At 72.6% G+C, this 12,649-nt stretch carries 10 protein-coding genes; 4 read left to right on the forward strand and 6 right to left on the reverse strand.

The annotated features are described in order from the left end of the window. The first annotated feature begins 111 nt into the window (after positions 1–111). From ACZ4UV_RS02370 to ACZ4UV_RS02385, 4 genes are all read left to right on the forward strand, one after another. Complete coding sequence (locus ACZ4UV_RS02370; protein ID WP_467835416.1) at positions 112–2,040, forward strand: hypothetical protein; 1,929 nt, start codon at positions 112–114, stop codon at positions 2,038–2,040. Positions 2,041–2,130: 90 nt separating this feature from the next. Further along, positions 2,131–3,027 (forward strand): metal-dependent hydrolase, encoded by an 897-nt coding sequence (locus tag ACZ4UV_RS02375; RefSeq protein WP_467835419.1) that lies wholly within the window; start codon positions 2,131–2,133, stop codon positions 3,025–3,027. After that, a complete protein-coding gene (locus tag ACZ4UV_RS02380) occupies positions 3,027–4,058 on the forward strand; it encodes a PDR/VanB family oxidoreductase (RefSeq protein ID WP_451021403.1) in 1,032 nt (343 codons plus the stop codon). Before ACZ4UV_RS02375 ends, ACZ4UV_RS02380 begins: the two co-directional genes overlap by 1 nt. 56 nt (positions 4,059–4,114) lie before the next feature. Then, entirely contained in the window at positions 4,115–4,804 is a 690-nt protein-coding gene (locus ACZ4UV_RS02385) for a TetR/AcrR family transcriptional regulator (protein ID WP_451021402.1), read from the forward strand. A gap of 214 nt (positions 4,805–5,018) precedes the next feature. On the opposite strand, the gene ACZ4UV_RS02390 is transcribed toward ACZ4UV_RS02385, so the two are convergent. The 6 genes from ACZ4UV_RS02390 to ACZ4UV_RS02415 all read right to left on the reverse strand — a co-directional run bounded on the left by ACZ4UV_RS02390 (position 5,019) and on the right by ACZ4UV_RS02415 (position 12,592). After that, entirely contained in the window at positions 5,019–5,375 is a 357-nt protein-coding gene (locus ACZ4UV_RS02390) for a 5-carboxymethyl-2-hydroxymuconate Delta-isomerase (RefSeq protein ID WP_451021401.1), read from the reverse strand. Positions 5,376–5,446: 71 nt separating this feature from the next. After that, on the reverse strand, positions 5,447–6,301 hold the full coding sequence (locus ACZ4UV_RS02395; RefSeq protein WP_451021400.1) for an ABC transporter permease: 855 nt from the start codon (positions 6,299–6,301) through the stop codon (positions 5,447–5,449). Further along, on the reverse strand, positions 6,298–7,398 hold the full coding sequence (locus tag ACZ4UV_RS02400) for an ATP-binding cassette domain-containing protein (RefSeq protein ID WP_467835424.1): 1,101 nt from the start codon (positions 7,396–7,398) through the stop codon (positions 6,298–6,300). Before ACZ4UV_RS02400 ends, ACZ4UV_RS02395 begins: the two co-directional genes overlap by 4 nt. Before the next feature lie 76 nt (positions 7,399–7,474). Further along, positions 7,475–7,630, reverse strand: coding sequence for a VenA family class IV lanthipeptide (locus tag ACZ4UV_RS02405; RefSeq protein ID WP_293991177.1), 156 nt, complete (start codon positions 7,628–7,630; stop codon positions 7,475–7,477). A 48-nt stretch (positions 7,631–7,678) separates the two neighbouring features. After that, positions 7,679–10,375 carry a class IV lanthionine synthetase LanL gene (gene lanL, locus ACZ4UV_RS02410; RefSeq protein WP_467835427.1) on the reverse strand — a complete coding sequence of 899 codons (2,697 nt, stop codon included), beginning with the start codon at positions 10,373–10,375 and terminating at the stop codon, positions 7,679–7,681. Between the two features lie 582 nt (positions 10,376–10,957). After that, entirely contained in the window at positions 10,958–12,592 is a 1,635-nt protein-coding gene (locus ACZ4UV_RS02415) for a SpoIIE family protein phosphatase (RefSeq protein ID WP_390037875.1), read from the reverse strand. Positions 12,593–12,649 lie beyond the last annotated feature (57 nt).

Consider the following 12,649-nt stretch of genomic DNA (forward strand, 5'->3'; position numbering starts at 1 on the left):
CTTCGATACGGCTGCGGGCCGCGAAGCACTCACATCGGCTCACATCGCACGGACACCGCAGTGTCACCCGGGTGGCGGTGACCAACCAACGGGTCGCTCGTTCTTCAGGACGTGCAGTCACAGGATGTAGCCCAGCGTCACGCAGCCGCCTCCGCCGGAGCCACGCATCCGGCCGTCGATGTCGAGCAGGCCGAGGCCGCGCTCGTCGAGCACTACCCACGGCTGGTCCGGCTCGCCTACCTGGTGCTGCCACCGGGGCTCGCCCGCGGCCGCCGCGTCCTGACCGCGCACTCCCTGGTCCAGCGGGCGCTCCCGCGGGGCCGGAAGCAGGTCCCGGTGGTCCCGGCCCAGTCGAGCGGGCGGCGGACCGACCCCGGGTACGCCCTGGTCCGCCTCGAAGTGGTGCGTACGGCGCTGGAGGCGGGCCGGCCGCTCCGGCTCACCGCGTGGCCCAGGCGCGCCCAGCTGCCGCCGCTGCTCCCCCAGGTGTGGGGCCTGCGGCTCTTCCCGCGCTCCGGCGGCGCCGACGAACTCGCCCTGGACCAGCGGCTCGCCGGCCTCTCCGGCCCGGCCCGCGCCGCCTACGCGCTGCGCGGCCTCGAACAGCTCCCCGACGACGACGTCCGGGAGCTCCTCCGGGCGGCCGGCGTCGAGCACCCCGAGGGCCCGCTCGCCGAGGCGAACGGCGTCCCGGCCGAGTACCCGCTGCTCGACTCCCCCGAGTTCGACCCCTGTTCCCTGCAGGCCCGGCCCACCGACCTGGTGCGCCGCCGCCGGCACACCAAGGCCGCGCTCGCCGCCGCCGCCGCCCTCGCCGTGTGCGGGGCGCTGGTCGCGCTGCCGGGCGGCGGCTGGGGCGCCGACGGCGCGGCCGCCCCGGTGTACGCGCAGAACCCGGCCGCCCAGGCCGCCCTGGACCCGGCTCAGCTGACGAAGGTCCCGGCCACCGTCTGGAAGACCGCCGCGCGCACCGACTTCTCCGTCTGGCCGGCCCGCGGCGCCCTCACCAGCGACACCGCGCTGCTGCGCCGCGCCCTCGCCGTCTGGGCCCGCCCCGGCGACACCGTCCGCGTCTCGGCGACCCCCGGCACCCAGACCGGCGGCCCGGCCGGACCGCCCCAGCTGCTGTACGCGGGGGTGGTCGACAGCGCCCGGGTGGTGATCTTCTACGACGGTCTGCGCATCGCCCGCTACGCCGAACCGAAGGATGGCACCCAGGGCGCGGCCCTGGACTTCGCCCGTGCCGACGGCGCGACCGGCGTGGAGGCGAGCGCCCTGGTCCTGGGCCGCTCCGACGGCAACGTGCGCTATCTGACCGCCCCCTGGGTCACCGAGGCGGCCGAGCGGGACCTGACCAAGCCGGAGACCGGCGCGCTGGACCTCGGGCTGACCGACGGGGTGACGGGGCCGCTGGCCAGCCCCGCGGTGCAGCAGGGGACGTGCACGTCCTGGAACGTGCTCCAGCTGACCGACGCCCAGGGTGTGCACCTGGCGACCGACCTGGGCGAACTGACGCCGGCCCGGCTCACCGCCGGGCGGCCCGGCAAGACCGGTGAGGCCTCGGGGGCGGCGGCGCTGGACGACTGGGCGCCGTTCGCCTGCTCGCTGGCCGCGGAGCGGTCGGCCGGGGTGCGCAGTGTCAACGCGTGGGCGTTCGCGGAGCAGCAACTGCCGGACGCCGGTGGAACCGGGTCGTGGGTGTGCACGCGCGCCGAGACCTGGCGGGGCGACGGGACCGTGTCGCTGGCCCAGTTCCGGACGCCGGGCAGCCGGTACGGGGCGGTCGCGGCCAAGGGCGCCGACGTGACGGCCTGCGGTCCGCGCGATCCGCACGTGCTGGCCGGGGTGTTGTGGAAGTCCGGGGACGGCCGGTGGTACCTGTTGGCCGCGGGCAGCCGCGACACCGCGTCGATCCGGGCGACCGGCGGGGTCACGGCGTCGGCGCAGGAGCAGACGATGGCGGCGGAGGCGAAGCAAGGGGCGCAGGCCCAGTTGACGGGGACCTTGGAGGACGGGCGGGAGATCAGCGGGTTGCGGTGAGCCGGTGCCGCCACAGCCCTTGCTGACACTCGCGTAAACAAGGTGGCCGAAGGTCTTCTCAGGCCACCTACCCGTCAGTACATTGACGGCATGTCCAACAAGCAGCCGCAGCCGGTGCAGTCCGAGCACATCGAGCTCAAGGCCCGCAACGTCTCCTTCGCCTGGGAGGACACCCCTCTGCACTGGGTGCCCGGCGACCCCTTCGCCACGCACACCATCAACGTGCTGCACATGCTGCTGCCCGCCGGCGAGCGCTGGTTCGTGCACGTCTACAAGCAGGTGCTGCCCCTCATCCGCGACGAGCGGCTGCGCGCGGACGTCATCGGGTTCATCGGGCAGGAGGCGATGCACTCCCAGGCCCACGACGAGGTGCTGCCCCACCTCAGGGAACAGGGTCTCGACCCGACGCCGTACACCGCGCAGGTCGACTGGTTCTTCGAGAAGCTGCTCGGCGACCGGACCCTGCCGCCCGGGAGGGCCAGGCGCTGGTGGCTGCTCGAACGGGTCGCGCTGATCGCGGCCATCGAGCACTACACCGCCTTCCTCGGCGACTGGGTGCTGAACGCCCGGGAACTGGACCGGCGCGGCGCCGACCCGACGATGCTGGACCTGCTGCGCTGGCACGGCGCCGAGGAGGTCGAGCACCGGTCGGTCGCCTTCGACCTGTTCCTGCACCTCGACGGCGGCTACCGGCGCCGGGTGCGGACCTGGGCGACGGCGTTCACGGCGATCGTGTTCCTGTGGCAGCGCGGCGCCCGCTTCTTCATGGCGAACGACCCGACGCTCGACGAAGGCCGGGCCCGGCTCCGGGACTTCCGTCTCGCCGGCCGGCGCGGCACGCTGCCCGCCACCGGAGACATGCTGAAGTCGATCCCGCGCTACCTCAGCCGGACCTACCACCCCTCCCAGGAAGGCTCCACCGAGCAGGCCGTCGCCTACCTGGCCTCCTCCCCCGCCGCGCGCGCCGCCGAGCAGGAGGGCAGGTGATGACGCCGAGGCTGCGGACCGTCGTCGCCGTAGCGGGCGCCGCGCTGCTCGTCAGGCGGGCCCTGCGCCGCCGTATCGAGGCCTCCCCGCTGTGGCCGATGCCGGCCCTGGACCCGCCGACCTCCGGACAACCGCGCTCCCGGGCGCTGCGGCTCCTGGTCGCCTCGCGCCGGACGGTGGCCGATGGGGTCGTGCAACTGCGCCTGGAGGGCAGGCAGTTGCCCGCCTGGCAGCCTGGCGCCCATCTCGACGTGGTGCTGCCGTCCGGGCTGGTCCGGCAGTACTCGCTCTGCGGGGACCCGGCCGACACCTCGTCGTACACGGTCGCGGCCCGGCTGGTCGCGGACGGGCGGGGCGGCTCCCGGGAGCTCCACGAACAGGTCGTGGAGGGCATGGAGCTGGAGGTGCGCGGGCCGCGCAACCGCTTCCCGCTGGTCGACGCCGCCTCGTACGTGTTCGTGGCCGGGGGCATCGGGATCACGCCGATCCTGTCGATGGTGCGGGCCGTGCCGGACGGGGTGGCGTGGCGGCTGCTGTACTGCGGGCGGACGCGCGGGTCCATGCCGTTCCTGGCGGAACTGGCCGGGGACGAGCGGGTCACGGTCGTCGCGGAGGACGAGGACGGGCGTCCGGACCTCGACGCGCTGGCCGTCCCGGAGGGCGCGGCGGTGTACTGCTGCGGCCCGGAGGGGCTGATGGCGGCGGTGGCGGAGCGGTTCCCGGCGGTCCGGCTCGAACGTTTCGCGCCGCGCAGCGACATCGGCGGCGACCACGCCTTCGAACTCGAACTCCGGCGCAGCCGACGGACGTTGACGGTCCCGGCCGACTCGTCCGTGCTGGCCGCGGTACGTGCGGAGCTGCCCGACACGCCGTACTCCTGCGCACAGGGGTTCTGCGGGACCTGCCAACAGCGCGTGCTGGAAGGGGAGGTGGAGCACCGGGACGAGCTGCTCACGGACACGGAGCGTGCCGACTCGATGCTCATCTGTGTATCTCGGGCCCGAAGTGGGAGACTTGTGCTGGATCTGTGAGCGCCTGTGAAGGGTCGGGTCCGTGGAAGGCCGGATCCGATCGGTAAGGTGTTCGCATGACAACCGGGGTACGCCGCAGGATGGGAGTCGAGGAGCGGCGGCAGCAGTTGATCGGCGTCGCCCTCGAACTGTTCAGCCGTCGCTCGCCGGACGAGGTCTCGATCGACGAGATAGCCTCGGCCGCGGGCATCTCGCGGCCGCTGGTCTACCACTACTTCCCCGGCAAACTCAGCCTGTACGAGGCCGCGTTGAAGCGGGCCTCGGAGGATCTCGCGGGCCGCTTCCACGAGCCGCACGAGGGCCCGCTCGGGGCCAGGCTGCTGCGTGTGATGCGCCGGTTCTTCGACTTCGTCGACGAACACGGCCCCGGTTTCGCCGCGTTGATGCGCGGCGGCCCCGCGGTCGGTTCCTCGGCGACCAACGCCCTCATCGACTCCGTACGGCAGGCCGCCTACGAGCAGATCCTCTCCCACCTCGACGTCACCGAGGCGCCGCCCCGCCTGGAACTGGTCATCCGCTCCTGGATCTCGCTCGCCGAGTCGACCGCGCTGATCTGGCTGGACGGGCGGCGCATCCCGCGTGCCGAGCTGGAGATCCAGCTCGTCCACGACTTCGCGGCGCTGACCGCCGTGAGCGCGGCGTACGACGAGGAGATGACGGCGTTGGTGAAGCGGATGGTGCAAGGGGAGCCCACCGACGGCCCGTTCGCCGACCTGGCCGCCCGACTGATCGCCCTGGCGGGCTAGCGCCGTCCCGGTACGGGGCGCCCAGGTTGTCGTTCGGCCGCGGCTGCGTGGGGGCTGGTCGCGCAGTTCCCCGCGCCCCCAAAAAGCAGGGCGCTGCGGTGAGCGCCCCTTCAGGGGCGCTGGGGGTACCCCCGGCCGAAGGCTGGGGGAGGAACTGCGCGACCAGCCCACGCGGCGCGGCACCCGAACGACAGCCTCCGCCGGTGAAAGCGACCTAGCCCTCGTACTTCCGGTACGAAGGATCCAGGTCCCGCACCTCCGCCGACGCGTGCAGGACGAACCCCTCCGGCTTCAGGTGCTCCCGCAGCAGCTCCAGGGTCGTCTCGGTGAGCTTCGCCTTCGTCTCGTCGGTGCGGCCGGTCAGCAGGCCGAAGGTCACGTGGACGATGACGTGCGCCCCGTCGGCGTCGTAGCCGAAGGCGGTCTCGTCGGCGGCGCGGAACAGGGTCTTGCAGGCCTCGGGCCTGGCCGCGGCGATCTCGACCACGGCGGTGTGCAGGGCCCGGGCGAAGCCCGCCTTGTCGAAGGCGGGGCCCGCCGTGGCGGTGTAGTCGACGGTGATCTGCGGCATGAGCACTCCTGTTCTACGGCAACCGGGCCCAGCCTAGGGCCCGTCCCGGCGGACCGGCGCGCGCCCGGGTGTCATTCGGGACGGCCGAAGCGGTGGGCCGCCCAGAGCAGGGCCATGACTCCGCCTGCCAGCAGGAGCGAGCCCTCCAGGAGCAGCGGAGGCTGCCGGCCGAACCACTCGACGCCGACGCCGGCCGCCTGGTGCGGTACCCGCAGCGCGATGCAGCGGCGGAGCAGGTCCACTCCGTAGGCGAGCGGATTGACGACGGACAGGGTGTGGGCCCAGCCCGGCAGGTTCGCCAGCGGGAAGAAGCCGCCGGAGAGGAACAGCAACGGCATCATCACCAGGCCGAGCAGCATCTGGAAGATCTCGGGCCGGTCGAGGCTGACGGCCAGCAGCAGTGACAGGGCCGTGATGGTGAAGGAGGCGAGGATCAGGGCGGCGAGGAGCAGTACCAGCAGGAGCGGGTCGTAGGGCAGGCCGACGGCACCGCCCAGGCCGAGCAGGACGGCGCCCTGCACCGTGGAGACGACGGTGCCGCCGGCGCAGCCGCCGAGCAGGAGGGTGGACCGGCGGACCGGGGCCATCAGGAGTTCGCGCAGGTAGCCGCTCTGCCGGTCGGTGATCAGGCGGATTCCGACGATGATGGCCGGCGCCTGTACCGTCATGATCAGCATGCCCGGGAAGAGGTAGGCCTGGTAGCCGACGCCCAGCGAGGAGTCCGGGATCAGGGCGGCCAGGCCACCGCCCAGCACGAACAGGTAGAGCACCGGCTGGAGCAGCATCAGGGCGGTGTGGACGCGCTGGACGGACAGGCGCAGCAGATCGCGGTGGACCAGGGCGTGGACCGCGCGCAGTTCATGGCGCAGGCGGGTCCCGGGCGCACGGCCGAGGCCAGGGGCGTCAGGGGTGGCGGGTGCGGTCACGGGGCCTCCTGCGCTGCTGCCGCGGGGGCGGCCGGTGCCCGGTGCGGCCCGCCGGGGACGTGGATGCTGCGGCCGGTGTGGTGGAAGAAGACGTCGTCGAGGGTCGGCGGGGTCGCGGACGCGGCGAGCACCGCGATGCCGTGGTCCGCCAGCGCCACGCACAGGCGGGGAATCCAGGCGCTGCCGTCGGGTACCCGCAGGGACACCCCTTCGGTGTCCAGGGTGACGGCGTGGCCCGGCGGCGCGGTCCGGCCCACGACCTGTCGGGCCGCCGCGTCGTCGCCGGTGCGCAGCACCACCCGGTCGTCGCCTATCGCGGCCTTCAGGGCGAGGGGCGTGCCCTGGGCGACGAGCCGGCCGTGGTCGATGATGCCGAGGCGGTCGCAGTGCTCCGCCTCCTCCAGGTAGTGGGTGGTGACGAAGAGCGTGCAGCCGTGCCGGTCGGGCAGTGCGCGCAGGTGCTCCCAGACCTGGGCACGGGCGTGCGGGTCGAGTCCGGTGGTCGGCTCGTCGAGGAACAGCACCCGAGGGGCGTGCAGCAGGCCGCGGGCGAGTTCCAGACGGCGGCGCATGCCGCCGGACAGGGTGCGTACCGGGGACCGCCGCCGGTCGGTCAGTCCGACCGTTTCGAGCATCTCGGCGACGCGCAGGCGGGCGTGGTGGCGGCGCAGTCCGTAGAGGCGGGCGTGGATGTGCAGGTTCTGTTCGGCCGTCAGGTCCGGGTCCAGGGCGCTGTGCTGGAAGAGCATCCCGACCGCTGCGCGTACCCGGTCCGGCCGGCCGAGCACGTCGATACCGGCCACGGTGGCCCGACCGGCGGTGGGGCGGGCGAGCGCGCACAGCAGGGCGAGGGTGGTGGACTTCCCCGCGCCGTTGGGTCCGAGGAATGCGTAGGTCTCGCCTTCGAGCACGTCCAGGTCCAGGCCGCGGACGGCATGGGTGGTGGTTCCGTCCGGGCCCGGGTAGCTCTTGACCAGGCCGCGTGTGCTGATGGCGTACCCGGGCCGGGCGGCGGGCTGTGTGGCGTCCGGGTTCGTGACGGAGGCGGTCGGCATGGCGGTCCGGGTGCGGGCGTCGTCACCGGCGGGTGGCTGCATGGTCGGGTCCTCGTCCACGTGGATGCGGCTCCGGCCGGTGGCCGCCCGAGGGCGGTCACCGGCCGGAGGTCTTCGATCAGGCGCAGCTGACGCCCACACAGACCGTGTTGAGCAGCGTCAGCAGGCCGACGCACGCACACGTCCCGGAGTACGACGCTCCGTCGAAGTCGACCGGGTCGGTCTCCGGAAGGGCGTGCAGCTCGGCCAGCAGCTCAAGGGCCTGGTTCTCCATGACATTCTCCTTCTGTGAGCGGTTGCGACAGGGGGATTTTCCTGTCGCTCAGCCCGGCTGCTGGACGGTCCAGTGCCGGGAGTCGGTGTGGCGGGTCCGCAGCAGGAACGCCAGGATTCCCGCGGACCCGTCGCTCCAGCTCGTCGAGACGTCCCCGTACTCGTTGGGGAAGACGACGTGCCGGTCGCGGTGGGCGCGTTCGGAGACGATCAGGCGGGCCAGGCCGTCGGCCATCGCCCGGTAGCCGGGGTCCCCGGTGGCGTCGGCCATGTCGAGGAGGAAGTCGCCGTTGCCCGCCAGCCCGTGGCACTGGGTGAGGGCGGCCCGGGAGGCACGCTCCACGACGGCGTGCGTGGCGCCGCGGGCGAGGTCGCCGAATCGTTTGTCCCCGGTCCGTCGCCAGAGCCGGACCAGGAAGGTGCCGATGCCCGCCGAACCGTGGCACCAGTACGGGGCCGTGGGCGGGTCGGTGGCCTGGGCCGGCCACTGGGCCGCTCCGCCGACCAGCACGGCGTTGGCCACCAGGTGCTCTCCCGCCGCGATGGCCAGCTCCAGGTGTTCCGGCCGGTCGGAGACGTCCGCGGCGGTGAGGAGGAAGCTGCCGATGCCGGCCGTTCCGTGCGCGAAGCCCAGGTAGCGTTTGCCGGCCTCTTCGGAGACGGCTTCCGCGGGGACGGGCCAGCTCACGCCGGGCGACTCGGGCTGGGCCGCGTGGGCCAGCCGGTCGGCCGCGTCGACGACCAGTTCGGCCAGGCGTGGGTCGCCGGTACAGTGCCACAGGTGGGCGGCGGCGAGTCCGCTGCCCGCGCAGCCGTGGGTGATGTCGTGACTGGGTGTCGGCTCCAGCGGGGCGAGCGCCAGGGCCAGCGCGTGGTCCGTGAGCGTGCGGTCGTCGACGGCGCGTCCGGCGTCGTACAGCGCCCAGGCGATGCCGCGGCCGCCGAAGTGGAGGCCCGGACGGATGGCGCGGGTGTCGGTACGGGCGGCGATCCAGGTGCCCGCGGTGCGGATGAGATCCGGCAGTCGTGGGTCTCCGGTGAGCTCGAAGTACCGGGTCAGGACCGCCAGTACACCTGCGGCGCCCTGCTGCACGGTGCAGGGGCCGGTCTCCCCGGCCATGGTGGACACGGGCCACAGCCGCCGGTCGTCGCGCGGGGTCATCGAGTCGACGAGGTGGTCCACCATGCCGGTGATCGCGTCCTGCACCACCTCGTCCGGATCGGCCGTCCGCGGCGGCCCGGCGGCGGACCGTCCCGACCCGGCGGCGGACCGTCCCGGTCGCGGCGGGTCCGCGGCGCGGAGGGCCGTGCGCGCCCTGACGGGGTCCCAGCGCTCGGCGGGATCGTCCTTCGTCAGCCCTAGGATCGCCTCCGGCAGGCCGTCCGGCAGACGCAACGTTTCGTCGCAGACGGCCAGCCACTCCGCGAACCGCTGTTCGGCGGACCTGGTGTCCGGTTCCTCGGGCAGCAGGTTCGGTATCTTCCCGGCGAGCACGAAACACACGGTGGCGCCGAGGCTGTAGTAGTCGGCCGTCGCGGAGACCGGCGCGTCCGCGAGGCGCTCGGGGGCGCTGAAGCCGGGGGTCCCCACCCGGGTGGGGAGCGGGACGTCGTCCTCCAGGACGGCGAGCTCCAGGTCGATCAGGCGCAGTTCGCCGTCGGGGCGGACCATGACGTTGCCGGGTGTGAAGTCCCTCAGTACGCAGCCGCGGGCGTGGGCCGCCGCGACCAGCTCCACCAGGCGTCCGGCCTGGGCGAGCGCGTCCGCCCGGTAGCGTTCGCTCCCGACGTCCCGGAAGCGCTCGGCGACCCAGTTGCGCAGGGGCACGCCCGGTACTTCCTCCTGGGCGAGGAACAGGTGCCCGCCCGTCTCGAACATCGCGAGCGGCTCCGGTGCCAGCCCGGTGCCCTTGAGCTTCTCCAGCGTCCTGGCCTCGGCCCGCAGCCAGTCGCGGACGTCGGAGCCGGACGCGTCGCCCTCGACGTGCGGCCGGGCCTCCTTGATCACCACGGGCGCGCCGGTGGTGACGTCGGTGCCCCGGTAGACGCCGCCCTTGTTGGTGTGCCGGATCGCTTCCCGCACGGAGAACCGGCCGCCGAGCAGCACCGGGCGGCTCGCCGCCTTCTTTTCCTGCCGTGGCGGCAGCGGTACCGCGGCGGGAAAGGGGCTGACCGCCCAGGAGGGCGGAGAATACTGCCCGGTGCGTTTGTCCTCCACGGGATTTCCGTCGGGGTCCTCGATGAACCAGACCAGCAGCCCCTGGTCCGAAAGTCGCCGCCGGCCGACGAAGGCGCCGTAGCGGTAGTGCACCAGGCTGTTGGGGGCATAGGGCTGGTCGGACAGGATCCGGGGGCCGGCCAGTCCCGCCGTGGCCTCGTGCAGTTCCAGCGCCAGTCGGGCGGCGGTGGTGTCGGAGGCCGGGTACACGGTGATGAACTTGCCCGAGCTTCCCCGTGGCGTAGCGCGGGAATTGAGCGCGCCCACCTGTTCGAGCGACCGCACGAACTTGAATCCCGACTCGTCGCGCAGCAGCACTTCCAAGGCTTTCTCAAGCACTTTCGGCGCGGAGGCGGCTGTCGCGGAGACGTGTAATTTCCAGCCCTGCCGACGTTGCATACCGGACTGGTGGGTAAGGCGGCACCACATCTCGTCCGCGTCGGTCGTCCAACGCGCACCGGTGCCTGTGGTCTCCAACGCCCGGCGGAGCAGACTTTCGAGTTCGTATTCGGTTGCGTGGCTCGTCATGCGTGTCCCTCTCAACGGCGAGAACCGCTGGTTGGAATATGCCTTCGGTGAGGAGAAACGTACAACTCGCAACTGTCGGGCCGCTACTCGCCTGGATGAGCGCACGGTGTTGCATCGACAATAGAGGGCGCAGTCCGGCGCAGATACAGGCGTATAAGCGCGGTTGCGCCGGAAAATAATCCACACGTTCGATGACAACGCGGACGCGCACCCGGGATTACTAAACAGTGTGCACCAATTAACCCCGAATCAAATCCCGGTGACAAGGATGGATTCAGGAGACCCACACGGACACGTCGACCCCATATTTCCCAGCGGATCTTTACACGCCCGACGACGGAAGATTCCACTCCACATTCTTTATAGGCCGGTCCGCGGTTTCGATCAAGCGGTGAATTGACCACGAATAGTGACAGCCGTGGCCACGACGAACGCTATCGGCACGGAATATCCCGTACCACTTCTCGCCTTCTTTCGATTCCGCTCGACTTAGCGCGATTCCGCTCGATTCCGCTCGGTTCCGCTCGAATTCGCCATAGCGCCAGCTGGGACCGGTCGCGTTCCTCCGCGGCGGACCCGCGGTCAGCGACCGGCCCGGTCCGCCAGGCTCAGCGCAAGCAGTGCGATGTCGTCCTCGCGGTCCTGGCCGAAGCAGGCGAGGAGGGTGTCGCACAGGGCCTCCAGGCCGGGCAGGGAGCCGCCGGCGGCGGCCCGGAGGTGTTCCATGGAGACCGTGAGGTCGGTGCCGCGGGTCTCGATCAGGCCGTCGGTGACCATCAGGAGCCGGTCGGTGGGTTCGAGGACCAGCTCGGTGGGCGGCGGGTGGGGCAGGCCCACGCCGAGCAGCGGACCGGACGCCTTCACGTACTCGGCGCTGCCGTCGTCGCCCAGTATCAGCGGCGGGATGTGCCCGGCGTTGGCGATGCGGGTGCGCCCGGTCCCCGGGTCGATGAGGGCCAGGCAGACGGTGGCCGTGACCTCGGCGTGGTAGTGCTGGAGCAGCCGGTCGAGGCGGTCGGCGAGGGCGGCCGGGTCGCTCTCGGTGAGGCAGTAGGCGCGCAGCGCGTGCCGCAGTTCGACCATGACGGTGGCCGCGTCCAGCGAGTGACCCACGACGTCCCCCACCGCGGTGAGCACCCCGTCGCCGACCCGCAGCGCGGCATAGAAGTCGCCGCCGATCTCGGTCTCCTGGGAGGCGGGCTCGTAACGCACCGCTATGTCGACGCCCGGCAAGTCGGGCAGCTGGTGCGGGCGGGGCAGGAAGCTGTGCTGGAGGGTGAGCGCGACATGCCGCTCCACCTGGTACATGAGCAGCGGCTCGGCGGCGAGCGCGGTGGCCTGGGCCAGCTGGGCCAGCAGCGCCTCGTTCTCGGGGTCGACCCTGCGCTGTCCGCGGGTGGGGGTGGCCAGGCAGACCGGCACCTTGCCGTCCTGGGTGAGGACCAGCGTCAGCCGGGCGTCGTGCTGCACCCCGGGCCGGAAGAAACCGGTGGGCCACAGCGGCGTCGGCACGGTGGTGATCCGGACCCCGGACTGCCCGCGGGTGAGCCGCCGCAGCAGACCGGCGACGTCCCGGTGGGCGCCCTCGTCCGGCAGGGCCAGCGAGGTGCGCTCCCGGTACAGGCCGCAGTACAGCTCGTCGTCCTGGTCGAGGACGAAGACGGCGGCGGGGCAGCCGAGGAGGCGTGCGGCGCCGTCCGCGGCGGCGTCGGCCAGTTCGTGCAGCGAGCGCGCCGCCTGGATGGTGACGATCGTCTCCGACAGCAGTTTCAGCCGCCGTACCAGCGCCTGGTCGTCGGCGCGCAGCCGGGCGGCGCGCACCGCGGCCCGGACCGCCGCCTCGATCTCCTCCGGCTCGGCGGGCACCGTCAGATACGCCTCGGCCCCCGTGTCCAGCCCCGGGCAACGGTCCGCCGGGGCGACGCGGAGGGCCGAGAAGTGCACGACGGGAAGGCCGGCCATGTGCGGCCGCTCCCTGAGCCGGCGGCACAGCTCGAAGCCGCTCATGTCCGGCAGGTTCACGTCGACGAGGGCCACGTCGGGCAGGGACCCCTTGCGCAGCCGTACGTCGAGTTCGGCGAGCGCCTGCCGGCCGTCGGCGACCGCGACGACCTGGTGACCGGCCCGGCGCAGTACGGTGCCCATCGCGTAGCGGCTCGCGGGCTCGTCGTCCACGACCAGCACGGTCGTGTCTGTCAGCTTGCCGTTGACGTCCATTCAACCAGCCCCTGGACAACGCCGGTGGGGCAGTACCTGGGGGTACCCCCAGCGGTA

This window comes from Streptomyces sp. NPDC028289 (assembly GCF_055565975.1).